15 protein-coding genes are annotated in these 26,350 nt (G+C 73.6%); 3 read left to right on the top strand and 12 right to left on the bottom strand.

Annotated elements, in window-relative coordinates; translation table 11 throughout:
- Nucleotides 1–6: 6 nt before the first annotated feature.
- From ACFVHO_RS20390 to ACFVHO_RS20375, 4 genes are all read right to left on the bottom strand, one after another.
- Nucleotides 7–3,711 carry a UvrD-helicase domain-containing protein gene (locus ACFVHO_RS20390; protein ID WP_385716233.1) on the bottom strand — a complete coding sequence of 1,235 codons (3,705 nt, stop codon included), beginning with the start codon at nt 3,709–3,711 and terminating at the stop codon, nt 7–9.
- Between the two features lie 112 nt (nt 3,712–3,823).
- Nucleotides 3,824–4,522, bottom strand: coding sequence for a hypothetical protein (locus ACFVHO_RS20385; RefSeq protein ID WP_385716231.1), 699 nt, complete (start codon nt 4,520–4,522; stop codon nt 3,824–3,826).
- A 121-nt stretch (nt 4,523–4,643) separates the two neighbouring features.
- On the bottom strand, nt 4,644–8,123 hold the full coding sequence (locus ACFVHO_RS20380; RefSeq protein WP_385716228.1) for a UvrD-helicase domain-containing protein: 3,480 nt from the start codon (nt 8,121–8,123) through the stop codon (nt 4,644–4,646).
- Between the two features lie 252 nt (nt 8,124–8,375).
- The gene (locus ACFVHO_RS20375) at nt 8,376–8,822 is read right to left on the bottom strand and encodes an MGMT family protein (protein ID WP_385716225.1); all 447 of its coding nucleotides are present in this window, start codon (nt 8,820–8,822) and stop codon (nt 8,376–8,378) included.
- Nucleotides 8,823–9,280: 458 nt separating this feature from the next.
- Between ACFVHO_RS20375 and ACFVHO_RS20370 the strand changes: the two genes are divergently transcribed.
- The 3 genes from ACFVHO_RS20370 to ACFVHO_RS20360 all read left to right on the top strand — a co-directional run bounded on the left by ACFVHO_RS20370 (nt 9,281) and on the right by ACFVHO_RS20360 (nt 15,402).
- Nucleotides 9,281–12,043 carry a YbhN family protein gene (locus tag ACFVHO_RS20370; protein WP_385716311.1) on the top strand — a complete coding sequence of 921 codons (2,763 nt, stop codon included), beginning with the start codon at nt 9,281–9,283 and terminating at the stop codon, nt 12,041–12,043.
- 115 nt (nt 12,044–12,158) lie between these two features.
- Complete coding sequence (locus ACFVHO_RS20365; RefSeq protein ID WP_385716222.1) at nt 12,159–13,715, top strand: alpha/beta hydrolase; 1,557 nt, start codon at nt 12,159–12,161, stop codon at nt 13,713–13,715.
- Nucleotides 13,716–13,827: 112 nt separating this feature from the next.
- Nucleotides 13,828–15,402: an alpha/beta hydrolase gene (locus tag ACFVHO_RS20360; protein ID WP_385716220.1), complete on the top strand. Its 1,575-nt coding sequence runs from the start codon at nt 13,828–13,830 to the stop codon at nt 15,400–15,402.
- Nucleotides 15,403–15,521: 119 nt separating this feature from the next.
- Here ACFVHO_RS20360 and moeZ read toward each other — a convergent pair whose 3' ends face one another.
- From moeZ to ACFVHO_RS20320, 8 genes are all read right to left on the bottom strand, one after another.
- Nucleotides 15,522–16,700: an adenylyltransferase/sulfurtransferase MoeZ gene (gene moeZ / locus ACFVHO_RS20355; RefSeq protein WP_087885769.1), complete on the bottom strand. Its 1,179-nt coding sequence runs from the start codon at nt 16,698–16,700 to the stop codon at nt 15,522–15,524.
- A gap of 99 nt (nt 16,701–16,799) precedes the next feature.
- Nucleotides 16,800–17,561, bottom strand: coding sequence for a spherulation-specific family 4 protein (locus tag ACFVHO_RS20350; RefSeq protein WP_385716217.1), 762 nt, complete (start codon nt 17,559–17,561; stop codon nt 16,800–16,802).
- Complete coding sequence (locus ACFVHO_RS20345; RefSeq protein ID WP_385716215.1) at nt 17,549–18,502, bottom strand: NAD-dependent epimerase/dehydratase family protein; 954 nt, start codon at nt 18,500–18,502, stop codon at nt 17,549–17,551. Before ACFVHO_RS20345 ends, ACFVHO_RS20350 begins: the two co-directional genes overlap by 13 nt.
- Before the next feature lie 394 nt (nt 18,503–18,896).
- Complete coding sequence (locus ACFVHO_RS20340) at nt 18,897–19,955, bottom strand: hypothetical protein (protein ID WP_385716212.1); 1,059 nt, start codon at nt 19,953–19,955, stop codon at nt 18,897–18,899.
- A gap of 275 nt (nt 19,956–20,230) precedes the next feature.
- The gene (locus ACFVHO_RS20335) at nt 20,231–22,354 is read right to left on the bottom strand and encodes a glycosyltransferase (RefSeq protein WP_385716210.1); all 2,124 of its coding nucleotides are present in this window, start codon (nt 22,352–22,354) and stop codon (nt 20,231–20,233) included.
- Between the two features lie 245 nt (nt 22,355–22,599).
- A complete protein-coding gene (locus tag ACFVHO_RS20330; RefSeq protein ID WP_385716208.1) occupies nt 22,600–24,318 on the bottom strand; it encodes a dipeptide ABC transporter ATP-binding protein in 1,719 nt (572 codons plus the stop codon).
- On the bottom strand, nt 24,315–25,352 hold the full coding sequence (locus ACFVHO_RS20325; RefSeq protein ID WP_385716308.1) for an ABC transporter permease: 1,038 nt from the start codon (nt 25,350–25,352) through the stop codon (nt 24,315–24,317). The genes ACFVHO_RS20330 and ACFVHO_RS20325 overlap by 4 nt, the downstream gene beginning before the upstream one ends.
- 20 nt (nt 25,353–25,372) lie before the next feature.
- The coding region (locus ACFVHO_RS20320; protein WP_385716205.1) for an ABC transporter permease at nt 25,373–26,350 on the bottom strand (978 nt) is incomplete at its 5' end.

Here is a 26,350-nt window from a genome sequence, read left to right as displayed (position 1 = left end):
ACGAGCCTATCGGCCCGCGGGGGTGCTCCGGTCGGGCGGCCGGTCACCCCGCTGTCCGGCGGCCGCGGCGGCCTCGCCGAGCAGCATCCGCTCCAGCTCGGCCCGGCCCGGCAGATCCGTCGGGCGGACGGTCTCGCCGCTGCGTACGTAGAGGAACGCGGCCCCCACGGACTCGGGCGGCACGCCGTGCTGCTCGGCCCAGGCGACGCGGTAGACGGCTAGCTGGAGGGGGTCGGCGTCCTGGGTGTGGCCGGTCTTCCAGTCGAGGATCTCGTACGTGGTGTCGTCACCGTCGCCGTTCTTGTAGACGGCGTCCATGCGGCCGCGGATGACGCGGCCCGCGAGGGCGATCTGGAAGGGGTACTCGACGCGGTGGGGGGTGCGACGGGCGTACTCGGTGCGCTCGAAGGCCTCCTTGAGCGTCTCCAGGTCGCGCTCGTCCGCGATCTCCGCCTCGCCGGGGCCGCCGCCCGGCAGCTCGTCCGGGCCGAGCATGGGCAGCCGCAGCTCCTCGAAGCGTGCCTCCACCCAGGCATGGAAGCGGGTGCCGCGGCGGGCCCCGGGCTGCGGCGGCCGGGGCATGGGCCGCGCGAGCTCCTGCGCGAGGCCGTCCGGGTCACCGGCGAGACGAAGGAGCTGGGAGGCGGTGAGCGTGGTCGGCAGGAGGACGTCGCGGACGCTCTCGCGGGCCCGAAGGAGCTCGCCGGTGAGGGCGTCCAGGTCGCGGTCCCAGGAGGCGAGGGTGCGGGATTCCTCCGGGGTGAGGCGCGGGGGCGTCCGGGGGGTGCGGGCGTGCGGGATGGCGTCCCTGGCGGGGGCCGTCTCGTCCGATGTGGTGTGCCTCGGGTGCGGCGGGGTTGGGTGCTGTGTGGGCGTCGGGTGCTGTGTGGACGTTGGGTGCTGCGGGGAGGTCGGGCGCTCCGTGGGGGTCGGGTGCTGCGGGGACGTCGGGCGCTCGGTGGACCAGGAGTCCCACTCGGAGGGGTCCTCGGCGACGGTCTCCTGGGGGACTTCTCTGCTGTCTTCGTAGGCAGCGTCTCCGTAGACGTCGCCTTCGTAGACATCGCCCTCGTAGACGTCGAGCTCGTCGTCGTCCGGCGGGGGCGGCCAGTCCGGGTCCGTCGCGTACTCCGGGGGCTCGGCGGCGTACGCGGAGACGGGGCCGCCCGCGGCGGGATGGGGCTCCTCGTGGGAGCGGGCGTCGTCGGTCGTGAGGCGGTCCAGGTGGGCGAGGACGGTGTCCGCGGCGGCGCGGCGGCGGGTCAGGGAGGCTGCGTCGAGCGGCAGCGGCCAGGCGTGGTCGGCCGTCTTCTCGTGCAGCGCCGGGTTCTCCTCGTCCTCGTCCGGCTCGTCCGCCCAGGCCTCGATCTCGCCGTGGCCCGCCACGCAGTGGTCGTACAGGGCCGTGAGGAAGTCGGACGGGCCGCGGGGCTTCTTCTGGGTGGGGCCCCACCAGTGGCCCGAGCCGAGCAGGAGGCTGCGGGGGCGGGTGAACGTCACGTACCCGAGGCGCAGTTCCTCGGTGTGCTGGTGGTCCTTCATCTCGGCGTGGAAGGCCTTCATGCCCTTGGCGTCCCACGCGCCGACGTCGGGGAGAGTGTCGGCGTCCCCGCGCAGGGCGTGCGGGACGACCTTGGCCTGGGCCGTCCACTTCTCGCGGCCCTGCGTGCTCGGGAACGTGCCGGTGACCAGGCCGGGCACGGCGACGACGTCCCACTCCAGGCCCTTGGACTTGTGGGCGGTGAGGACCTTGACGGTGTTCTCGCCGCCGGGCAGGGCGTTGTCGAGGCCCTTCTCGTACTGGGCGGCGGTGCGCAGGAAGCCCAGGAAGGCGAGCAGGGAGGCCGAGGGGTCGTTGGCGGCGAAGGACGCGGCGATGTCCAGGAAGTTCGACAGGGTCTCGCGGCGGCGGGCGGCCAGGGCGTGCGGGGACGCGGAGAGCTCGACCTCCAGGCCGGTGACGGCGAGCACCCGGTGCAGGACGTCGAGGAGCGGGTCGGCCAGGGAGCGGCGCAGGTCGCGCAGTTCGGTGGCGAGGCGTGCGAACCGCACCCGGGCCTCGGCGGAGAACGGCAGCCCGTCCTCCCCGGAGCCGTCGCCTGGGGTCTCCAGGAACGTGTCTAGCGCGTCCGCGAGCGATATCACCTCGGACGGGTCGACGCCCTCGACGGCCTCGGCGAGGCGCCGGTCGGCGTCCTCGGGGCCGTCGGGCGCGCTGTGCCGCACGAGGAGGCGGGCGCGGCGGCCCAGGAGCGCGAGGTCGCGCGGGCCGATCCGCCAGCGGGGGCCGGTCAGGAGCCGCACCAGGGAGGCGTTGGCGCCCGGGTCCTGGAGGACCTCACAGACGGCGACGAGGTCGGCGACCTCGGGCAGGTGCAGCAGGCCGGACAGGCCGACGACCTCGACGGGGATGTCGCGGGCGACGAGGGCGCCCTGGATCTCGGCGAAGTCGCCGGCCGTGCGGCACAGGACGGCGATCTCCCCCGGGGCCTTGCCGGTGGCGACGAGGTGGGCGAGGGAGTCGGCGATCCAGTCGATCTCCTCGCTGTGGGTGCGCAGCAGGGCGCAGCGCACGCTGCCGTCGCGCTCGGCGCCCGGGGCGGGCCGCAGGGCCTCCACGCCCGCGTGCAGGGCGCGCAGCGGCGCCGCCAGGCCGTTGGCGAGATCGAGGAGGCGGCCGCCGCTGCGGCGGTTCTCGCTGAGGGCGTGGCGCGCGGCGGGGCGGCCGTCGGCGTGCGCGAAGTGGTCGGGGAAGTCGTCGAGGTTGGCCACGGAGGCGCCGCGCCAGCCGTAGATCGCCTGGCAGGGGTCGCCGACCGCCGTCACGGGATGGCCGGTGCCGCCGCCGAACAGGCCCGCGAGGAGGACGCGTTGGGCCACCGACGTGTCCTGGTACTCGTCGAGGAGGACGACGCGGAACTCCTCGCGCAGGATCTCGCCGACCTCCGGGCGGGTGCGGGCGAGGGTCGCGGAGTGGGCGATCTGGTCGCCGAAGTCGAGGAGGTCGCGGGTGCGCTTCGCCGCGCGGTACCGGTCGACGAGTTCGGCGAGCTGGAGACGGGCGGTGGCCGTCTCGGGGACCTTGCGCAGGTCGGCGTTGGTGAGCTTGGCGCCCGCCAGGGTGCGGAGCAGCTCCACGTCGTGCGCCCGGAGGCGGTCGGGTGCCACCAGGTGCTCGGCCAGCTCGCCGTCGAGCGTCAGCAGGTCGCTGACGAGGTCGGGGAAGGAGCGGGTCAGCGCGGGATACGGGCCGGGGGCCTCGCGCAGGACGCGGGCGGCGAGCTGGAAGCGGGTGGCGTCGGCGAGGAGGCGGGCGGTGGGCTCCAGGCCGATGCGCAGGCCGTGGTCGGTGAGGAGGCGGCCCGCGAACGCGTGGTACGTGGAGATGACCGGCTCGCCCGGAGGGTTGTCCGGGTCCACGGTCTCCGGGTCGGTGACGCCCGCCTTGATCAGTGCCTTGCGCACCCGCTCGGCGAGCTCGCCCGCCGCCTTGTTCGTGAACGTCAGGCCGAGCACCTGCTCCGGGGCGACCTGCCCGGTGCCGACCAGCCACACCACGCGCGCGGCCATCACCGTCGTCTTCCCCGACCCGGCTCCGGCCACGATCACCTGCGGGGCGGGCGGCGCGGTGATGCAGGCCGTCTGCTCCGGGGTGAACGGGATGCCGAGGAGCTCTTTGAGCTGCTCGGGGTCGGTGAGGCGAGGAGACACGTCAGAGAGGCTAGCGGCGGCCACTGACATCGGGGGCGAGGCGGGTTCGTCCGTCGCCGTTGCGCGAGTGGCCGCCGCTCCTGGCGCCTGTGACGGGCGCCACTGGTGACGGTCAGGAACCCATCAGGTCCTTCTGCTCGACGACCTGGTCGGCCGGCGGGGCCTTGACCGTGACGGTGGACCCGTAGTCGGTGAAGGTCATCTTGGCCGGGCCATCGCTGTCCTTCTTGTCGATCCGCAGGAAGTACGGCTTGCCGTCCATGGCGACGTAGTACGTGACGATCTTGCCGTTCTCGGCCCGGGAGAGGACGGCCGCCTTCTCGCCGTCGACCTCGGCGTCCTTCTCACGCTTGAGGCCCTTGAGCTTCGTGGACTCGAACATCACGTCCTTGTCGCACGTCTTGTTCTTCTGGCCCTCGGGCAGCTTCATCCAGCGGCCCTTGACCTTGTCGCCCATGGAGGAGCCGCGCGTGGCGCTCTCCCAGAACTTGTCGTCGCCCTTGATGTACGAGGTGCCGCCGGACACGATGATCTCGCCGGTGCCCCCCGCTGCGGAGCGCGTCTTGCCCTGGCAGTCCTCGGACTTGGCGACCGCGAAGTCGACCTTGACCGCCTTGCCGTTCTCGTTGCCCGTTCCGGACACCTTGAAGGAGCCAGCGCCCTTCGAGGCGGTGATGGCCTTCTGCGCAATCTTGTCGGCGCTCATCCCCTTGAAGGGGTCCTTGTCGCCGTCGTCGTTGCAGCCCGTGATGCCGACGACCGCGACGGCACAGGCGGCTGCCGCTGCCAGAAGGTTCCGGTTGGCTGCCATGTCTCTTGTCTCCTAGGAAGGGTGTTCAGCTTGACGGCGACTCTAGAAGGCCGGTGCGGCTGCTATGGGTGTGTCGAACGGGACGTGAGGTCGGCCACTCGTAGCCCTTCCGAGTGGTCGGTCACTCCACGACCTGCTTGCCCTCCGGGCGGGCGCTGCACGAGGCGCGGAAGGCGCAGTGCGTGCAGTGCTGGCCGGTGACGGGTGTGAAGCGTTCGTCGAGGACCTTGCCCGCCGCCGTGGCGAGGAGGTCGCCGACCCAGTCGCCGGACAGCGGCTCCTGGGCCTGGACCTTGGGCAGCGCGTCGCCGCCGTCCTTTTTGGCGGCGCCCTGGCGCAGCTGGACCAGTTCCGCGCCGCCCACGTCGGGGCGTACGCCTTCGAAGACGTCGTCCGCGGCGCCCTCGCGCACGGCGAGCTGGTAGACGGCCAGTTGGGGGTGGCGCTCGACGTCGGCGGCGCTCGGGGACTGCTTGCCGGTCTTGAAGTCCACTACGTAGGCGCGGCCTTCGCCGTCGCGCTCGACGCGGTCCATGGAGCCGCGTACGCGTACTTCGTAGGGGCCCGCTTCCAGCGTCACGTCGAAGTCGTGCTCACTGGCGACCGGGGTGCGGCCCGTGTGAGCGCCGCTGACGTGCCACTGGAGGAAGCGTTCGAGCGCCACGCGCGCGTGCTCCTTCTCCTGGTCCGACTTCCAGGGGGCGTCGAAGACGAGGGCGTCCCAGACAGATTCGAGGCGTTCCATGAGGACGTCCAGGTCGGCGGGCGTGCGCCCGGAGGCGACCTCGTCGGCGAGGACGTGCACGACGTTGCCGAAGCCCTGGGCCGCCGTCGCGGGCGCGTCGGCCTTCACCTCGCGGCCCAGGAACCACTGCAGGGCGCAGGTGTTGGCGAGCTGGTCGAGCGCGCTCCCGGAGAGCGCGACCGGCTTGTCGCGGTCCCGCAGGGGCACCGCGCTCGCCGTCGGCTCGAACATACCCCACCAGCGGTGCGGGTGCGCGGACGGCACGAGGGGGCGCTCGTCGGCGTCGCTGAGCGCGGCGAGGCGGGCCAGGCGCTGGGCGGCTGCCTCGCGCAGGGCGTCCGACACGTGCGGGTCGACGGTGGTGGCGCGCAGCTCCGCGACGAGCGCGGAGACCGAAAGCGGGCGGCGCGGACGACCGGTCACGTCCTTCGGCTCGACGCCGAGTTCGGTGAGGAAGCGGGAGGGCTGGTCGCCGTCGTCGGCGGGCGCCTTCACGGCGGTGACGACGAGACGCTCCCGCGCGCGCGTGGCGGCCACGTAGAACAACCGACGCTCTTCGGAGAGGAGTGCTCCGGGGGTCAGCGGTTCGGCGATGCCGTCGCGTCCGATGCGGTCCGCCTCCAGGAGGGAGCCGCGGCGGCGCAGGTCCGGCCAGAGTCCCTCCTGGACGCCCGCGACCACCACGAGCCGCCACTCCAGGCCCTTGGAACGGTGAGCCGTCATCAGGCGTACGGCGTCGGGGCGCGCCGCGCGGCGCGTGAGCGTGTCGGCGGCGATGTCCTGGGCCTCGATCTCGTCGAGGAAGTTGAGGGCGCCGCGCCCGCCGGTGCGCTCCTCGGCACGGGCCGCGGTCGCGAACAGGGCACACACCGCGTCGAGGTCGCGGTCCGCGTTGCGGCCCGCCGCGCCGCCGCGCCGCGCGGCCCGCTCCAGGCGCCGCGGCCAGGGCGTGCCGTCCCACAGGTCCCACAGCGCCTGCTCGGCGGTACCGCCGTCCGCGAGGCGCTTCCTGGCCCGGCTCAGGAGCTCGCCGAGGCGCTGGGCTCCCTTCGCGTACGAGGGGTCGTGCGCTGTCAGCCGCTCCGGCTCGGCGAGGGCGCGGGCGAGGAGTTCGTCGGAGGGCGGCGGGACGTGGTTGCCCGCGGCCCGCTCCTCCTCGCGCAGGGCCCGGCCCAGGCGCCGCAGGTCGGCGGCGTCCATGGCCGCGAGGGGGGAGGTGAGCAGGGTGAGGGCGGTCTCGGTGTCGAGCCAGGCGGGGGCGGTGGGCGCGGTTTCGGCCTCCCCCTGCCCGTCCGGCTCCCCTGGCGTCTCCTGCTCCCTTGGCTCGTCCGACTCCTCAGTCTCGTCGGGCCCGTCCGACTTCCCTGGCTCGTCCGACTCCCCTGGCTCGTCCGGCCCGTCCGACTCCCCCGGCTCGTCCAGCTCACCCAGTCCGTCCAGCGCACCCGGAACCCCAGGCTCACCCGGAACCCCAGGCTCACCCGGAACCCCAGGCTCACCGGGAATCCCGGGCTCCCCCAACGCCGCGCCCTCCCCCGACTCCGCCCGAGCCACCGCCCGCAGCGCCGTCAGCAGCGCCGTCACCGCGGGCTCGTGGCGCAGGGCGATGTCGTCGCCGTCTATGTCCAGGGGGACGCCCGCCGCGGTGAGGGCGCGGCGGAGGGACGGGATGGTGCGGGCGCCCGCGCGGACGAGGACGGCCATCTCGTTCCAGGGGACGCCGTCCTCAAGGTGCGCGCGGCGCAGGATGTCCGCGATGTTGTCCAGCTCCGTGCCGGCGGTGGGATACGTGAGGACGTCGACGCGGCCGCCGTCCCTGACGGCCGTCAGCTCCCGGTGGGCGCGCACCTTCTCCGCGGGCAGGCGGGTGAGCGGCATGCGGGCGGTGACGAGGCGGGTGGCCGCGAGGAGCCGCGCTCCGGAGCGCCGGGACGACGTCAGGACCTCGACCGGCGCCTCGGTGCCGTCCGCGCGCGGGAAGTCCGACGGGAACCGGAGGATGCCGTTCACGTCGGCGCCCCGGAAGGCGTAGATCGACTGATCGGGGTCTCCGAAGGCGACGAGGTCGCGCCCGCCGCCCGCGAGCGCGTGCAGCAGCCGCACCTGCGAGGGATCCGTGTCCTGGTACTCGTCGACGAACACCGCGTCGTACTGGGCGGCGAGCGCCCGGGCGACCTCGGGCCGACGGGCGAGCAGCACCGCGCGGTGCACCAGCTCGGCGTAGTCGAGCACCCCTTGGAGGTCGAGCACCTCCAGGTACTCGGCGAGGAAGGCCGCCGCCGCGCGCCAGTCCGGCCTGCCGCCGCGCCGGGCGAAGGCGTCCAGGGCGGCGGGGCCGAGGCCCAGTTCGCGGCTGCGCGCGAGCACCGCGCGGACCTCGTCGGCGAAGCCGCGCGTGGTCAGGCAGGCGCGCAGATCGTCCGGCCAGCGCACCCGCGCGAGGCCGTCGCGCGCCAGGTCGGTCTGGCCCGCGAGGAGTTCGCGCACCGCCACGTCCTGCTCGGGTCCCGAAAGGAGTCGCAGGGGTTCCACGAAGAGGTCGGCGTCCTGGTGGGCGCGGACGAGGGCGTAGCAGAACGAGTGGAACGTGGTGGCCTGCGGGGCGTCGGCCGCGCCGATGCGGTGCGCCATGCGGTCACGCAGCTCGACCGCCGCCCGGCGGCTGAACGTGAGCACCAGAACGCGCTCGGGATCGGTCCCCTTGGCCACCCGCGCGGCCACCGCCTCCACCAGGGTGGTGGTCTTGCCGGTGCCCGGACCTGCGAGAACGAGCAGCGGACCGCCCGTGTGGTCAACCACGGAGCGCTGCCGTGCGTCCAGCTGAGGGGGATCCACGAGGACCGGCGGGGTACGCACCAGCCGATAGGCACCCGGGGTCCCCTGTCGTACCCGAGGGTGCGACGGGTGCCGGGAGTGCCGGGCGGATGAAAGGGAGCTCACGTGGATCGCCGGTCCTGGTGGGTGTACGGGTCGAGGTGCGGCTGCGTGTCAGCTGCGGGGTGAGTGTGAATGCGTGCTGTCGACGCTACGCCAGCGGATGAGCGGGGCGCGTGGCTTCCCCCGTACGGGCCTCGGGGCCGCCGCCCGGCCCGCGCGTGCCGGAAGCTGTCAGGTGTGAGCCTCCGGAGCCGCGTCTGTCACGGCAGCCGCGTCTGTCGTGTCCGTCACGTCCGCCGCGGCCACCGCGCCGCCGTCCCAGCGCGCCCTGCGCATGTCCAGGCGCGGCATGCTCCGCTCGGACGCCCGGCCCGCCTCCCGCAGCGGCGTGCCCTCCGCGCGGTAGGCCTCCAGGGCCCGCAGTTCGTGACCGGGCAGCAGCACGCCGTCCGAGCGCACCACGCGCCACCACGGCACCGCGCCGCCGTAGAGCGCCATCACCCGGCCGACCTGGCGCGGGCCGCCCTCCTCCAACCACTCGGCGACATCGCCGTACGTCATCACGCGGCCCGGCGGAATGCGCTCCGCCACATCGAGGACCCGTTCCGCGTACTCGGGGTACTCGGGTACGTCGGGGTGGTCCACCAGCTCCGGTTCCGGTCGGCTCTCCTCGCTCATCCGGCCCATCCTGCCGCATGGCACCGACATGGTGACGGCTCCGCGACAGAGGGTGCGGTAGGGCGTGCGACGAGGGACGAAGTGGCAAATCGTGACCGTTTCGCGCCCCCGGATTGCCCCCTGATGACCCCCGTTGTCAGCGTGGCATGCCACCATCGTGCGGGCGGTGACTGGTGATACGAGATCAAGAAGAGGCGACGGAGCAGCAGGGCGTGCATTCCGACAAGACGGCTGGCACCTCTGCGGACACCGCGCGCCCGGACGCCGATGAGCTGGTCGTGAAGCCCCACGACGAGTCTCCCGGCACGTCCCACGACTCTCCCGGCACGTCCCACGACGCGTCACCGGAGCCCACCACGCACCTCGACTGCGTCGAGGTCGACGAGGACGCCCACTCCGAGCGCGTGGAGGGCGACGAACCCCTCCTCCCCGCGCGCGTGCACCGCCCCTCCGACCTCATGCGGCTGCTCGTCGGCATCCTGGCGATCGCCGCGCTGCTCCTGATCTCCGCGTTCGCGCACGGCACCACGTCGGGCCTGGAGCAGGACATCAACGCGGGCACGGGCGAACCCCCGGACCTCCTGATGAAGCTGGCGGGGCTCACCGCGAGCATCGGGGTGCTGCTCGTCCCGGTGGCGTTCGCGATCGAGCGCCTGATCAAACGCGACGGGCTGCGCATCGCCGACGGGGTCCTCGCGGCCGTGCTCGCGCACGGCGTGACCCTGGCCACCGACCTGTGGGTGGCCAAGGCGGCCCCGGAGTCCATCCAGGACGCCCTCACCCAGCCCTCGCCGGGTGACATCAACTCGCTCACGGACCCGGTGCACGGCTATCTCGCGCCGGTCATCGCGTACATGACGGCCGTGGGCATGTCCCGCAGGCCGCGCTGGCGCGTCGTCCTGCTCGTGGTGCTGCTGCTCGAAGCCTTCACGATGCTGGTGTCGGGCAACACGACACCGTTCTCGATCATCCTGACGGTGCTCATCGGCTGGACCGTCGCCTACGGCACGCTGTACGCGGTCGGCTCGCCGAACGTGCAGCCCACCGGCCAGACGCTGCTCGCGGGCCTCAGGCACGTCGGCTTCCGGCCGGTGAGCGCGGCCCGCGAGGAGTCCGGCGACGCCTCCGACCAGGACAACCGCGGCAGACGCTACTTCGTGACCCTGGAGGACGGCCCACCCCTGGACGTCACGGTCATCGACCGCGAGCAACAGGCGCAGGGCTTCTTCTACCGGGTGTGGCGCAGGCTCACGCTGCGCGGCATCACCCAGCGCCGCAGCCTCCAGTCGCTGCGCCAGGCCCTGGAGCAGGAGGCCCTGCTCGCGTACGCGGCGATCGCGGCCGGGGCGAACGCGCCCAAACTCATCGCCACCTCCGAGCTGGGCCCCGACGCCGTCATCCTCGTGTACGAGCACACGGGCGGCCGCTCCCTGGACTCGCTGCCGGACGCGGCCCTCACCGACGAGCTGCTGTGCGACACCTGGCGGCAGGTCAAGGCGCTCCAGTCGCGCCGGATCGCGCACCGCAGGCTCGCGGGTGACGCGATCCTGGTGGATCGTTCCGGCACGGTGATCCTGACGGACCTGCGGGGCGGTGAGATCGCGGCCGGTGACCTGGTCCTCCGCATGGACATCGCGCAGCTCCTGACGGCGTTCGGCCTGCGGGTCGGCGCGGAGCGCGCGGTCGCCACGGCCGTCGAGGTCCTCGGCCCGGACGCCGTGGCGGACTGTCTGCCGCTGCTCCAGCCGATCGCGCTGACCCGCTCCACGCGCGGGACGCTGCGCAAGCGGGCCCGCGAGCGCGCCCAGCGGGAGCGGGACGCCGTCCTGGAGGCCTCGCGCAAGGCGAAGGCGGCCCGCACGGAGGCCGAGAGCGCAGAGGGCGCAGAGGGCGCAGAGGGCGCAGAGGGCGCACAGAGCGCGGAAGCCACACCCGCAGCCACCACAGCCGCCGCGACCACCGCAGCCACAGCCCCCGCGACCTCGGCAGCCCCCGCGGCCGAGGGCACAGAAGCCACCGTCACCCCCGACCCCGCCACCACCCGCGCCGACGACCCCATCGCCGTCCGCAAGACGGAACCGATCGCCGCCCGCACCGCGGACCCGACGGCCGCCCGCAGGACCGAGACGGTCCATCCCCGCAAGTCCCTGCGCGCGGAGAAGCAGGCCGAGAAGCAGGCCATAGACGAGGCCCTGGAGCAGGCGCGCGAGGAGGACCTGCTCACGCAGATCCGCCACCAGGTGCTGCTGATCCGGCCGACGGCCCCCGTGGAGCCGGCGCAGCTGGAACGGATCAGGCCGCGCACGCTGATCAGCTTCATCGCCGGTGCCTTCGGCGCGTACTTCCTGCTGTCGCAGCTCACGCACATCGACTTCGGCACCATCTTCGGAGAGGCCGAGTGGGGCTGGGTCGCCGCCGCGGTGGCGTTCTCGGCGCTCAGCTACTTCGCCGCGGCGATGAGCCTGCTGGGCTTCGTGCCGGAGCGGGTGCCGTTCCTGCGGGCCGTGTCCGCGCAGGTCGCCGGGTCGTTCGTGAAGATCGTGGCGCCCGCGGCGGTGGGCGGCGTGGCGCTCAACACCCGCTTCCTCCAGCGCTCGGGAGTGCGCTCGGGGCTCGCGGTGGCGAGCGTCGGCGCCTCGCAGCTCTTCGGCCTCGGCTCGCACATCCTGCTGCTGCTGATCTTCGGGTACGTCACCGGCACGCAGAAGACGCCGACGCTGACGCCGTCCCGTACGGTCATCGCCGGCCTGCTGACGGTCGCGGTGCTCGTCCTGGTGGTGACCGCCATCCCGTTCCTGCGGAAGTTCGTCGTCACGCGCGTGCGGTCGCTGTTCGCGGGTGTCGTGCCGCGCATGCTCGACGTCCTGCAGCGGCCCCAGAAGCTGCTCACCGGCATCGGCGGCATGCTGCTCCTGACGTTCCTCTTCGTGCTCTGTCTGGACGCCTCGGTGCGGGCCTTCGCCAGCGAGGAGATGGGCACCCTGAGCCTGGCCAGCGTCGCGGTGGTGTTCCTCGCGGGCAACGCGCTCGGCTCGGCGGCACCCACCCCGGGCGGCGTCGGCGCGGTCGAGGCGACCCTGACGTTCGGCCTGATCGCGGTGGGCGTGCCGAAGGACGTGGCGGCGCCCGCCGTGCTCCTGTACCGCCTGCTCACGCTGTGGCTGCCGGTGCTCCCCGGGTGGCTGTTCTTCAACCATCTGACCCGTAAGGGCCTGTTGTAGGCACAGCTGAGGGCCTGTCGCGGGCACAGGCCTCCGTGGCGGGCCGCACCCCGGCAGGTCACCCGCACGGCCCGCGTCCCGAGCGCCCTGCCCGCCGTCCCCGCAGGATGGAGCCATGCCCAAGCTCCCGCCGCGCGCCAAGGCCATGGCCGCCACCGCCGTCCTGCTGACCGCCGCCCTCGCGGCGTGCGGCGACTCTGACTCCGACTCCGGCTCCTCGGGCGCGGCCCTGCCGGACCAGAAGCTCAGCTGGAAGGACTGCCCGGCCCCGTCCGCCGCGGAGGGCGGCGGTGAGGCGCCCTCGCCGCTGCCCGGCGGCGCCGAGTGGCAGTGCGCCACCATGAAGGCGCCGCTCGACTGGGACGAGCCCAAGGGCGACACCGTCGACATCGCGCTGATCCGGGCGAAGGCCAGCGGCGACAAGGACCGGCGCATCGGCTCGCTGATCTTCAACTTCGGCGGTCCCGGCGGCTCGGGCGTCACCACGCTGCCCGCGTTCGGCACGGACTACGCGAAGCTGCGCACCCGCTACGACCTGGTGAGCTTCGACCCGCGAGGCGTCGGCCGCAGCGCGGGCGTGAAGTGCGAGGACGACGAGCAGCTGGACGCGTACTACCAGCAGGACGCGACCCCCGACGACGCCGCCGAGCGCAAGAAGCTCATGGACAACGTCAAGAGCTTCAACGGGGCGTGCGAGAAGAACTCCGAGAAGGTGCTCCCCCATGTGCGCACCACCGACGCGGCCCGCGACATGGACCTGATGCGCCAGGTGCTCGGCGACGACAAGCTGTACTACTTCGGCATCTCCTACGGCACCGAACTCGGCGGCGTGTACGCCCACTTGTTCCCCAAGAACGTGGGCCGCGCGGTGTTCGACGCGGTCGTCGACCCCACCGAGACGCCGGAACAGGGCTCGCTCGGACAGGCCAAGGGCTTCCAGCTGGCGCTCGACAACTTCGCCGAGGACTGCGCGTCGCAGGTCGAGGACTGCCCCGTCGGCGACGACGAGCAGGACGTCAAGGACCGCATCGCCAAGCTCCTGAAGGACCTCGACCGCAAGCCGCTGCCCGCCCTGCCGCCGCGCGAGCTGACCCAGACCGCGGCGACGAACGGCATCGCGCAGGCCCTGTACTCCAAGGACTTCTGGCCCTATCTCACCCAGGGCCTCGAGGACGCCTACGACGGCGACGGCAAGATCCTGATGGTCCTGTCCGACTCCATGAACGGGCGCAGCGAGAACGGCGAGTACAGCAACATCCAGGCCGCGAACGTCGCCATCAACTGCGCCGACGACAAGCCGCGCTACACCCCCGAGGACGTCGAGAAGAAGCTGCCCGAGTTCCGCGAGGCCTCACCGCTGTTCGGCGACTACCTGGCCTGGGGCATGGTCAACTGCGCCGACTGGGCGGTCGAGGGCGCCGCCGACCACCCGGACGTGAGCGCGTCGGGCGCCGCGCCCGTCCTCGTCATCGGCAACACCGGCGACCCGGCCACGCCGTACGAGGGCGCGCGCAAGATGGTCGACTCGCTCGGCGAGGGCGTCGGCGTCGAGCTGACGTACAAGGGCCAGGGGCACGGGGCGTACGACAGCAAGAACAAGTGCGTGCGGGGCGCCGTGGACGGCTATCTCCTGAACGGCACGGTGCCCAAGGCGGGCACGGTCTGCTCCTGACCGGCCGCGACGCGTCGAGGCCGCCCGCACGAGGGCTCGGGACCGCCCGCCCGAGCCCTTGTCAGTGGCCGTGCCTACTATGGCCTGACTGCCTTCCGAGGGGGGAAGCGTCATGCCGCGTTTCGTACGGTCAGCAGCTCTGGCCGCCGCAGGGGTTCTGGTGGCCGGGCTCGCCGTGGGATGCGGTGGCTCCTCCGACGACGACAAGGACGGGTCCGACGGGAAGCGGCCGGGGCCCACGAGGGCCGACCCGGCGCCGCGCCCCGACCCCTCCTCCACGCTGCCCGCCGCCGTCACGACGCAGAAGCTCGACTGGGGCGGCTGCAAGGCCTCGGGCAGCGACCCGGCGCCGGGCGACGAGTGGCAGTGCGCGACCCTCAAGGTCCCCCTCGACTACGAGAAGCCGGACGGCGAGACCATCGGCGTCGCGCTGATCCGCGCCAAGTCCACGGGCGAGGGCGACCGCATCGGCTCGCTCCTGTTCAACTTCGGCGGCCCGGGCGGCTCCGGCGTCTCCATGCTGCCGTCCTTCGCCGACTCCTACAGCAAGCTGCGCGAGCGGTACGACCTGGTGAGCTTCGACCCGCGCGGAGTGGGCGCCAGCGAGGGCGTGCGCTGTCGCAGCGACAAGGAGACGCAGGCCGCGGAGCGGACCGACCTGACCCCGGACACCCCGGCCGAGGAGAAGGCGTACTTCAAGGACGCCGCGGACTTCGGCGCGGGCTGCGCGCGCTCCGCGAAGAAGCTGCTCCCGCACGTCTCCACGGCCGAGGCCGCCCGCGACATGGACGTGATGCGCCAGGTCCTCGGCGACGCCAAGCTGCACTACTTCGGCATCTCGTACGGCACCGAACTCGGGGGTACGTACGCCCACTTGTTCCCCAAGAAGGTCGGCCGTCTCACGCTCGACGCGGTGGTGGACCCGACGGCGGGCGGGGTCGGCCACGCCGAGAACCAGGCGCGCGGCTTCCAGCGCGCCCTCGACAACTACCTGAAGGCCAACGGCCAGGACCCGAAGGCCGGCACGAAGAAGATCGTCGACCTGCTGCGCCGCATCGACGCGAAGCCGCTGCGCACGGACACCCCCGGGCGGAAGCTCAGCGAGTCCCTGGCGACGACCGGCATCACGGTCACGCTGTACAGCAAGCAGACCTGGCCCGCGCTGACCAACGCCCTGGAGGAGGCGGAGAAGGGCAACGGCACGGCCCTGCTGCAGCTGGCCGACGCGTACAACGAACGGGACGCGTCCGGGCGTTACAGCACGCAGGCCCATTCGCAGCGCGCGATCTCCTGCCGGGACGGCAAGGAGCGGCCGACGCCGGAGCAGGCGAAGGCGAGCCTCGACCGGTTCCGCGAGATATCCCCGCTGTTCGGCACGTTCATGGGCTGGGACACGGCGGGCTGGTGCCACGAGTGGCCGGTGGCCGGGCTGCACGACAGCCCGGAGGTGAGCGCCCCCGGCGCCGACCCCGTCCTCGTCGTCGGCAACACCGGCGACCCGGCGACGCCGTACGAGGGCGCGCGGAAGATGGCGGACGAGCTGGGCAAGGGCGTCGGCGTGCACCTGACGTGGAAGGGCGAAGGCCACGGGGCGTACGGCAACGGCAGCGACTGCGTGGACGGCACGATCAACGACTACCTGCTCGACGGCAAGGTCCCGGACGACAACAAGGTGTGCGAGTCCTGAGGCCTCGGGGCCCGGCTGCCCGGCCCTCGCCCGGCGCCCGGGCAGCCGAAGGCCCCGCCCACCCGAGGGTGAGCGGGGCCCGGAGGAACTGCTCCAACTGCTCTAGCAGACCGGCTGCTCTAGTAGACCGGCTTCTCGGGCTCGATCTGGTTGACCCAGCCGATCACGCCGCCGCCGACGTGCACCGCGTCCGCGAAGCCCGCGGACTTCAGCACCGCGAGGACTTCCGCACTGCGGACACCCGTCTTGCAATGCAAGACGATCTTCTTGTCCTGGGGCAGCGTCTCCAGGGCGGTGCCCATGAGGAACTCGTTCTTCGGGATCAGCTTGGCGCCCGGGATGGAGACGATCTCGTACTCGTTCGGCTCGCGGACGTCGATGATCTCGATCTTCTCGTCGGCGTCGATCCACTCCTTGAGCTGCTTGGGAGTGATCGTCGAACCGGCAGCGGCCTCCTGGGCCTCCTCGGAGACGACGCCGCAGAAGGCCTCGTAGTCGATGAGCTCGGTGACGGTGGGGTTCTCGCCGCAGACCGCGCAGTTCGGGTCCTTGCGGACCTTGACCTGGCGGTACTGCATCTCCAGGGCGTCGTAGATCATCAGGCGGCCCACGAGCGGCTCGCCGATGCCCGCGAGGAGCTTGATGGCCTCGTTGACCTGGATGGAGCCGATGGAGGCGCAGAGCACGCCGAGCACGCCGCCCTCGGCGCAGGACGGGACCATGCCGGGGGGCGGGGGCTCCGGGTACAGGCAGCGGTAGCAGGGGCCGTGCTCGGACCAGAAGACCGAGGCCTGGCCGTCGAAGCGGTAGATCGAGCCCCAGACGTAGGGCTTGTTGAGCAGGACGCACGCGTCGTTGACCAGGTAGCGCGTGGCGAAGTTGTCCGTGCCGTCGACGATCAGGTCGTACTGGCTGAAGATGTCCATCACGTTCTCGGCCTCGAGCCGCTCTTCGTGGAGGATCACGTTCACGTACGGGTTGATGCCGAGGACCGAGTCCTTCGCGGACTCGGCCTTGGAGCGGCCGATGTCGGCCTGGCTGTGGATGATCTGGCGCTGCAGGTTCGACTCGTCGACCTCGTCGAACTCCACGATGCCGAGGGTGCCGACGCCCGCCGCCGCGAGGTACATCAGCGCCGGTGACCCGAGGCCGCCGGCGCCCACACAGAGCACCTTGGCGTTCTTCAGCCGCTTCTGCCCGTCCATCCCGACGTCGGGGATGATCAGGTGGCGGGAGTACCTGCGGACCTCGTCGACGGTGAGCTCAGATGCTGGCTCGACCAGGGGTGGCAGCGACACGGGGACTCCGTTGGTCGGAAGTGCGATCGGGGTCCCCCGACCCCGCCGCGGCCGGGCTGGGGGACATCAGTTCTCCTGGTAACACTGCCACGGCCATCTTCATTCCGAGACACCAGGTCCGACCCGCGAGACGATCTCGTCCCAGTAACCGGGCAGCGACTCCCAGGGGTCGCCGACCGGGCCGGTGTCGGTGCGGTCGGTGAAGTAGATCGTCGAGGCTCCTTGCCAGCGGGCGACGCGCAGGGCCTCGTCGAGGTGGCCGCGCGGCATGCCGTGGACGAGGTGACAGAAGCGTTCGGGTGGGTGGTCGGCGGTCCACTCGGCGACCTGCGACCAGCGGTAGTCGCTCCAGGGCCCGGCGAAGGTCACCAACTGGTCGGCGGTGTCGGCGTATCCGGGGTGCGGGTGGCTGCCGTGGCCGAACACGATGTGGCCGTCGTCGGACCCGTCCCGCAGCAGGGCGCGCAGGGTGGCGACCGTGCGCGCGACCTCCGGGAGCGCGGTGCGTTCGGTGGGGCAGCGGCCGAGGAAGAAGCCGTCGACGAGGTACCAGTCGAGGTAGCGGTGGGCGTCGGAGACCAGCTCGCCGAAGCCGCGTGCGCCGTACGTCACATCGAGCTGGCCGAGGACTCGGACTCCGGCGTTCCGCAGCCGTCCCGCCGCGTCCAGGCAGTGCGGGTCGGGTCGTTCACCGGGGCCATTGTCGACATTCAGGACGACCCAGTGCAAAGGGGTGCCCGGGCGGGTGAGTTCGGCCCATTCGGTGGGCGCGAGCAGGGGGTGGGCGAAGCCGGGGACGCCGAATCCGACGCGCAGGTCGGTCTGGGCGACGCCGGCGGCCGTGCTGCTCAGATGCGGCATGCCGCCTCCATCCAGATGTCGGCCAGGGACTCTTCGAGGTTGATGCGGGGCCGCCAGCCGAGCCGGTCGCGCGCGGTGCGCACGTCGGCCTGCTGCCAGCTGCCGCAGCCGTCGGGGTAGGGGTACGCGGTCGGGCCCGCGTGGTCCGGATCGACGCGGGGGTGGCCGATGACGGGCCGGACGGAGGGCTGGTCGAGTTCGTGCAGCGCTCCGCCGTATCCGGCGACGCGGGCGAGGACGGCCGCCGCGTCCCGCAGCCGCACGGCACGACCGGAGCCGATGTTGACGATGCCCTGGGCGGCGGAGAGGGAGGCGGCGTGCACGGCGCGGGCGATGTCGCGTACGTCGATGAAGTCCCGCTGGACGCCGAGTCCGCCGAGTTTGAGCTCGCCGTCGCCGGACTGCATGGCGCGCCGCATGGCCTCGGCGAGGCGGCCGAGCGGTGATCCGGCGGGGGTGCCGGGCCCGGCGGGCGAGAACACCCGCAGGACGACGGCGTCGAGGCCGGAGCCGAGGACGAGTTCGGTGGCGGCGAGCTTGCTGACGCCGTACGGGCCGCCGGGCCGGGGGACCGCGTCCTCGGCCGTCGAGGAGCCGGGCTGGCTCGGGCCGTACTCGGCGCCGCAGCCGAGCTGCACCAGGCGGGCGCCGCAGCCGCTGCGGCGCAGGGCCTCGCAGACGGTGGCGACGGCGACGGTGTTGTGCCGGGTGAGCTCGCGGGCGCCGCCGCGGGTGGCACCGGCGCAGTTGATGACTACGCCCGGGTGCACGGCGTCCAGGAAGCGGGTGAGCGCGCCGGGGCTGCCGTTGGCGAGGTCGAACCGTACGTCCGAGTCGTCGCCCCGGCCGAGCGCGGTGAGCTGGACGGCCGGGTCGGCGAGCAGCCGGTCGGCGACGAAGCGGCCGAGGTATCCGTTGGCTCCGATCAGCAGCACCCTCATCGGACGGCTCCCGGGACGGACGCTCGGAAGGTGGGGGTGGTCATCTGTGCTTCTCCTTCGGGGTGTTGCCGGGTGCGTGGAAGTGCGTGGTCCTACGGCATGGGCGGGCTGGGTGGGCCGGATGGGCTGGGTGGGCCGGATGGGCTCGGTGGGCCGGATGGGCTGTGTGAGCCGGATGGACTCGGTGAGCCGGACGGGCCGTGTGCTCTGGACAGGCTGGGTGAGCCGGACGGGCCGTGTGCCCCGGACGGGCTGCGTGAGCCGGATGGGCTGGGCGGGCCCGGCGGGCTCGGTGAGCCAGGCGGGGCTGAGGGCCGGGGCAGCGGGGGTGGTGGGGCTGGTGCGGCCACGGGACCGGGTGGGGCCGGTAGGGCGGGTGGGACCGATGGGGCGCTCACAGGACCCCCTCCGCCGCAGCATGGGCGGAAGCCCGCCCCAGGACCCGGACGGCACGGGCCAGCAGCACCGTGGCGCCCATGGCGCACGTGAGCGCGGCGAGCGCCCCCGTCCCCGCCGCGTCGACCAGGCCCTCCACCGGCGCCGCCAGGAACCCGCAGCCCGGCAGGCGGCCCGCGAACAGCAGGGCCACGGCCGCGGCCTGCGCCGCGCCGACCGTCGCGTACACGAGGGCGGGCGCGCGCCGCGAGCCGTGGGCGCGCAGCATCCGGCCGAGCCACAGCAGCGCGGCGAGCGCACCGGCCCCGACCGCCGCGAGTGCCGTCCCCGGGCCCGGCACGGGCAGCGCCCGGACGCCGGTGACCAGTGCGCCGACCGCGCCCAGGAACAGCGCGAACACGACGATCAGCAACGGCCTTACGGAGGCGGCGAATTCGGCGAGGCCGCGGCTCGCGCCGAGCCTGCCGCCCGCCCGTACCGCGAAGATCCGTGCGCACCACGCCCCGGGGGCGACGGCGCCCGCGAGGACGAGGGCCGCTGCGGCCGACGGCGCCCAGGGCCCGTCGGGACCGCCGGACACGGCCGCCCGCAGCAGTCCGTCGCCGAGCAGGGCGTACGCGAGAAGCCAGCACGCCCACGAGTGCGTGGGCCGGGTGGCGGGGAGCGCGGCGCGCAGCGGGCCGTGCCGCAGGGCGATCCCCGCGGCCGCCGCCACGGCGAGGGCGCCGCCGAGGACCACAGCGAGGCGCGGGCGCCCCTCGACGAGGCCGAACCCCGCGACGGCGAGCGCGCAGGCGGCGCCGGGCAGCAGCGCGAACATGGCCCACCCGGGCGGTACTTGAGCAGTGGCATCACCGCGTACGCGGGTGTCGTCGGCGAGGGCGTCCCACTCCGCGCTGTCCTGCGGCACGCGCGCGTACATCTCCTCCGCGAGCGCGAACACGTCGCGGTGCCGGAACCGCGCGGCCGTCCGGTCGGTGACCCCGTGCGCCTCCAGGCCCGCCGCGATCTCCAGCGGGTCCACGGCGCGCTCGCACAGGTCGCGGTGCCGGTGCATCAGCGCCTTCACCGGGTCGACGGGGGCGCGGCGAGGGCCTGTCGTGGGTGGTTGAGCAGGGGATGCGGGGGGCGGTGCGGGATCCTGTACGGGATTCCGTACGGGGGTCACTGCGGAATCCCGTACGGGAACCGTTCCGCCGCTCGCGCCGGGCATGCCCTCCCCCGCTCCCGCACCCTCCGCCGCCCCGCCCGCCAACTCCGCCGACCGCGCGTCCCAGCCCCCCGCGCCACCCGGCGCCCGAGGCACGTCCACCGACCGTTCCGGCCGTCCCGTCATGACAGCGCCTCCCTGAACCCGAGTCCCAACCCGGGCCGTCCGCCGCCCTGTTGTCGGGGTTGGCGCGCCGCGACCCAGCTCGGGGCGGGCGCGGGAGCGGCTGCGGGCACACCGGAGGCGGCGCCCGGCCAGGGCGCCCCGGACACACCGGCAGCTCCGCCCGTCCCGCTCGCCCCGCCCGTCTCGCCCGTCCCGGTGTTCACCGAGCCGCCCGCGGCCCACCGCCCCGGCACGTACGCCTCGGCGGGGCGCGCGAACGGCACGGGCTCGCCCGCGGCGTTCACGGCCTCACGGCGGGCTGGGCAGTGCGAGACGATCTCCAGGTAAATGCCGTTAAATGCTGCGAGGTTCTGCTCGACGGTGAAGAGTTCCAGGGCCCGTGCCCGCGCCGCCGCCCCCAGGCGCGCACGGCGCTCGGGGTCGCGCAGGAGCGCCACGCAGGCCTGAGCGAGCGCCCGCGGATTGCGTGGCGGCACCACGAGCCCCGTGCCGCCGATGACCTCGACCACGGCGCCGACGTCCGTCGAGACGGTCGCGCGCCCGCAGAGCATCGCCTCGATGAGGCTGATCGGGAAGCCCTCGACGACGCTGGACAGGACGACCACTCCGGCCGCCGCGTACGCGTCCGGGAGGTCGGGCAGCTCCGGGCCGCCGATCTCCTCGAAGGACACGGGGTTGTGGCCGACCGCGTGCGCGCCGTCGGCCTCGTCGGGGAAGAGCTGCGCGGCGAGGGCGCGGCAGTGCGCGAGGTAGGCGGCCGCCTCGGGACCGTCCGCGAGGGCGCCGACTATACGCAGGCGCGCCTTGGGCTCCTCCTTGCGGACCTCGGCGAAGGCGTGCAGGAGCGAGATCAGGTCCTTCGCCGGTTCGACGCGGCCGACCCAGATCAGGGTCTCGGGCTCGCCCGGGTCCTCGCGCTCGCCGACCTCGCCGAAGCGGGCCGCGGGCAGCCCCGGGTAGACCGTGCGCAGCTTGGCCCGGTCGGCGCCGCACCGTTCCTGCCAGCGGCGCGCGTGCGCGTTGCCGGGGGTGATGAGGGCGGCCTGCCGGTACACCTCGGCGGCGAGGCGGCCGTGGAAGGAGGCGAGCAGGGCGCGGGCGGGCGCGGCAAGCCCCGCGTCACCGCCACCACCGGTCCCACCACCAGCCCCGGCCGAACCACCGACACCGGCCGAACCAACCGCACCGGAGCCGACACCACCGGCACCGACACTGCCCCCGGCACCGGACCCGACACCAGAACCCGCACCCGCACCCGCACCCGCACCCGCACCCGCCAAATAGTGCGCCCGAAGCTGCACCCCGTACTCGGTGACAAGGAGCGGCACCCCCGCGAAGTGCTTGGCGAGCAGCCCGGGCAGCGCGGCGCCGCCGCCCGCCGTGGCGTGGCAGACGTCGACCGCGCCGAGGTCGTCGTCCCCGTACCAGTCGAGGGACAGCGGGCGCAGCACACGCTCCAGGCGGTCCGCGACGGCGAGGAGATCCGGCACCCGGGCGGCGCGCGCGACGCGCAACGCGCCCGGCGCGCGGCAGGCGCCCTCCAGGGCGCGAACGGCGGCCTCGGAGCGCAGGGCACCGCCGAGGCCTCCGGTGTCCCGGGCGAGGTCGGCGAGCTCGTACAGGGCACTGCCGAAACGGTCCGCCAACTGGGCGGAGCCATCCTGCTCCCCCGGGCCCGCCCCGCTTCCCGGCTCCGTCCCGGCCCCCGAACACACCGCCCGCGCCAGCTCACCGAAGCTGTCGGCGAACCTCCGCCGGGCCCTCCACCCGAGCCCGAACCCGGAACCGGAGCCGGAGCCGAACGCGGAACCGGAGCCGAACGCGGAGGCATGGGACCCGAAGCCACCGGCCCCGGACCCACCACCGGCGCCCGACCCGCCACCGACCCGCACCGCACCCCCGGCCGCCGAACCCCCCACTCCCCACAGCGGAGCGCTCCGCACCCGTCGCACCTGCGGCGGCAGCGCCACCCACCCGCGAGCCTCCTGCCGCTCGCTGCGGCTCAGTGCGTACACGTCGAACTCGTGCTGCCCGAGCCCGCGCACGAGCCGGTCGCACCAGAGCCTGGCCTCACCGTCCACATACGGATAACCACCCTCCGTAAGCAGTCCTATGCGCACGCGTGCACCCCCGATCTGCCATATGGGGAGCCGCCGTTGGGCCGACGGCTCGCAGCGGGACGAACGTATGCGGACATGACGGTGGCGCGACGGACGGTTGTCCATCGCGCCACCAGAAGGGGTGAAGAGCCGTAACTTTCCCGCGCCGGTAGCGTTCCGTCGCGCTATAGCGGACGTACTACTGGCTTACAGCGCAGCAAAAGCCGCAAGAAACCAGAATCCACCCGGCATGCCCTCACGGAGTGTCACGCTGCGGCCAGCTCCTTGCCGGTGCCGCCGCCCTCGCCACCCTCCGCGCTCTCTGCGCCCTCCGTGCCCGCCGCGCGCGCCTCCCGTGCGGCGGCCGCCACGCTCCGACGCGCCGCCCGTCGCTCCTGCGCGGCCGCCGGGTCGAGCGCGGGCACGGCGGCGAGCAGCTGCCGGGTGTACGGGTCCTTGGGCGCTCCGTACACCTCGTCCACGGAGCCGTACTCGACGATCCGTCCGCGCCGCATCACCGCGACCTTGTCGCTGACCTGACGTACCACCGCCAGGTCGTGCGCGACGAAGACGAGGGCGAGCCCCAGCTCCCGCTGCAGTTCGGCGAGGAGCGCCGTGACCTGCGCCTGCGTGGTGACGTCCAGGGCGGAGACCGGTTCGTCGCACACGATGAGGCGGGGCTCGGCGGCGAGCGCCCTGGCGATGCCGACGCGCTGGCGCTGGCCGCCGCTGAACTCGTGCGGGTAGCGGCCGTAGTGCGCGGGGTCGAGCCCGACCCGCGTCATCAGGTCGCGTACGCGGGTGCGGATCGCGTCCTCGTCGCGGTCGCCCCGCGCCCTCAGCGGATCGGCGATGGACTCGCCGACCGAGCGGCGCGGGTTGAGCGAGGAGACGGGGTCCTGGAACACCATCTGCACGCCCGGCACGACGCCCTTGGCCTGCTTCTCCGCACCCCCGTAGCGGAGTTGCCCGGCCGTCGGTTCGAGAAGGCCGACGAGCATCCGGCCGAGGGTCGTCTTGCCGCTGCCGCTCTCGCCGACGACGCCGAGCGTCTCGCCGCGCCGCACGCTGAGCGACACCCCGTCGACGGCCGCGAAGGCACGCCTGCCGCGGCCGAACTCGCGCCGCAGCCCGTCGGCCTCGACCACCACCTCGCCCTCGGCGTCGTCGGCGCCGTCCGCGGGACGCCTCCCGCGGGCCGCGTCCACCCGTGGCACCGCGCTCAGGAGGTCCTTGGTGTACGCCTCCCGGGGCGAGCCGAGCACCTGCGCGACGCCCCCGCGCTCCACCACGCGGCCGTGGCGCATGACGAGCACGTCGTCCACGCTCTCCGCGGCGACGCCCACGTCGTGGGTGACCAGGAGCAGACCCATGCCGGTCTCCTCGCGAAGGCCGTGCAGCAGGTCGAGGATCTGCGCCTGGACGGTCACGTCGAGGGCGGTCGTGGGCTCGTCGGCGATGAGCAGGTCGGGTTCGCAGGCGAGCGCCATGGCGATCAGGGCGCGCTGGCGCATGCCGCCGCTGAACTCGTGCGGGCGGGACCGGGCGCGGCGCGGCGCGTCGGGGATCCCGACGCGGTCGAGCACCTCGACGGCACGGGCCCGGGCGGCGCGCCGGGAGGCCCTGGAGTGCGTCCGGTACACCTCGGCGATCTGGTCGCCCACCGCGTAGTACGGGTCCAACGAGGACAGCGGGTCCTGGAAGACCATCGCGGCGACCGGGCCGCGCAGTCGGCGCAGTTCGGCGTCCGTGGCGGCGCCGACGTCGGCGCCGCCGACGCGTACGGAACCCGTCACGCGGGCGCCCGTGTCCCGGTGGAGCCCGAGCAGCGCGGACGCGACGGTCGACTTGCCGGATCCGGACTCGCCGACGAGACCGAGGGCCCCGCCGCGCTCCAGCGTGAAGGAAACCGAGTCCACGGCGCGCACGTCGCCGAACTCGACGCTCAGACCGTCCACGTGCACGAGGCTCTGGTCGGGGCTCATGACAGCACCACCCGTCGGTCGGCCACCGCGTACAGCACGTCCGCGACGGCGTTGGCGAGGACCACGAAGAATCCGGTGACCATGACCATGCCGACGACCACCGGCAGGTCGACGACCCGGACCGCGTGCACGAGTTCGCGCCCGAGCCCGGGCAGGCCGAACAGCGTCTCGGTGAGCAGCGCGCCGCCGAACATCGACCCGAAGTCGTTGGCGCTGAGCGCGATCACGGGGGCGAGCGCGCCGCGCAGGGCGTGCCGCCCGACGATGGACCGCTCCTTGACCCCGTACGCGCGGAAGGTGCGCACATGGTCCTCGGCGAGCGTCTCCAGCATCGAGGCGCGGGTGAGCCGGGCGTACTTGGCGGCCTCGATGAGCGCGAGCGACACCCAGGGAAGCAGCAGGTTCCACGCCCACTGCTGGGGGTCTTCCGTGAACGGCACGTACTGCGGGAACGGCAGCCACTGCAGCTGGCCGCAGACCAGGATCATCAGGAGCAGGCCGATCACGAACACGGGCGTGGCCGTGCCCGCGAGGGTGACGGCGGTCAGGACGCGCTCGGTCGGGCGGCCGCGCCGCCAGGCGGAGAGCACGCCGGTGCCGACGCCGAGGATCAGCCACAGCACCATCGCGCCGAGCGCGAGCGACGCCGTGACGGGCACCTTGTTCAGGATCAGCTCGGTGACCTGCTGGTCGGTCTGGTACGACAGGCCGAGGCAGGGCGCGTCGCAGTGCAGCACGCCCGTTCCTGTGGAGTAGTCGTGGCCGACGAGGATGCCGCGCAGGAACTCCAGGTAGCGCGTGTACAGCGGGTCGTCGAGCCGCAGTTGGTCCGAGACCTGCTGCACCTGGGCGGGCGAGCAGCGCGGGCCGCAGGTGATCTGGGCGACGTCGCCGGGCGCGACGTAGAAGACGGCGTAGATGAACGCCGACAGCACGAAGAGCGTGACGAGGACGCCGAGGAGACGGCGCAGGACGAAGCCGGTGAAGCCGCCGCCGAGCAGACCGCCGAGCGAACCACGGGCCTTGGTGGCCACGGAGGCGGAGAGGGTTGCGGTCACGACGCGCCCTCCCGCTTCCGGCCGGTGCCGATCCGCAGCCGGGACGCCGCCCGCGGGTCGAGGGCCGTGCGCACCCCGTCGCCGAGGACGGTCAGCGCGAGCACGGTCACGAACAGGGCGGCGGCGGGCAGCAGCAGGTACTGCGGGGCCGCCTGGTACCAGACGTCGGCCGAGGTGAGCATCTGTCCCCAGGACGCGGTGGGCGGTTTGACGCCGACGCCGAGGAAGGACAGGGCCGCCTCGACGGTGATGTTCGTGGGGACGAGCAGCGCCGCGTACGTGATGACGGGCGCGGCGAGCGCGGGCAGCAGCTCGCGGCGGGCGATCCGCGCGCCGCCCCAGCCGCTGAGCCGGGCCGCCGCCACGTGGTCGAGGGACTTCAGCGAGATGGTCTTGGCGCGCACGACCTTCGCGATCCCGCCCCAGCCCACCAACCCGACGACCAGCGCGACGAGCACCGGCCGCGGGAAGCCGCTCGGCACGACGGCGAGCAGCGCGAGCGCGAGGACCATCAGGGGCAGTGCCACCATGACGTCGGTGGCGCGGCTGAGCGTCTGGTCGAGCCAGCGCCCGCCGAGGCCGCTGGCGAGCCCGACGACGACGCCGAGGGCGACCTGGAGGAGCGTGGCGACGACGGCGACGCCGAGGGACACCCGGGCGCCGTACACGAGCCGTGCGAACAGGTCGCGGCCGGTCTGCGGTTCGACGCCGAGCCAGTGGTCGGCGCTGATCCCGCCGAACGAGCCGACGGGCACGCCGCCGCGGGCGGAGTCGACGAGGCCGGGGTGGTACGAGGTGGGGTCCTGGCCCTCCAGGGCGGTGAGCAGGGGCGCGGCGAGCGCGACCAGGACGAGCAGCGCGACGACGGCCGCCGCGACGAGGGCGGCGCGCTGCGTGCGCAGCCGCCGCCAGAACTGACGGGCTCCGGAGGCGGGGGCGGGGGGGGGGGTGGGCCCCCCCCCCCCCCCCCCCCC

This window comes from Streptomyces sp. NPDC127108 (assembly GCF_042677545.1).
GTDB lineage: Bacteria > Actinomycetota > Actinomycetes > Streptomycetales > Streptomycetaceae > Streptomyces.
This window is presented reverse-complemented; position numbering and strand designations above follow the sequence as displayed.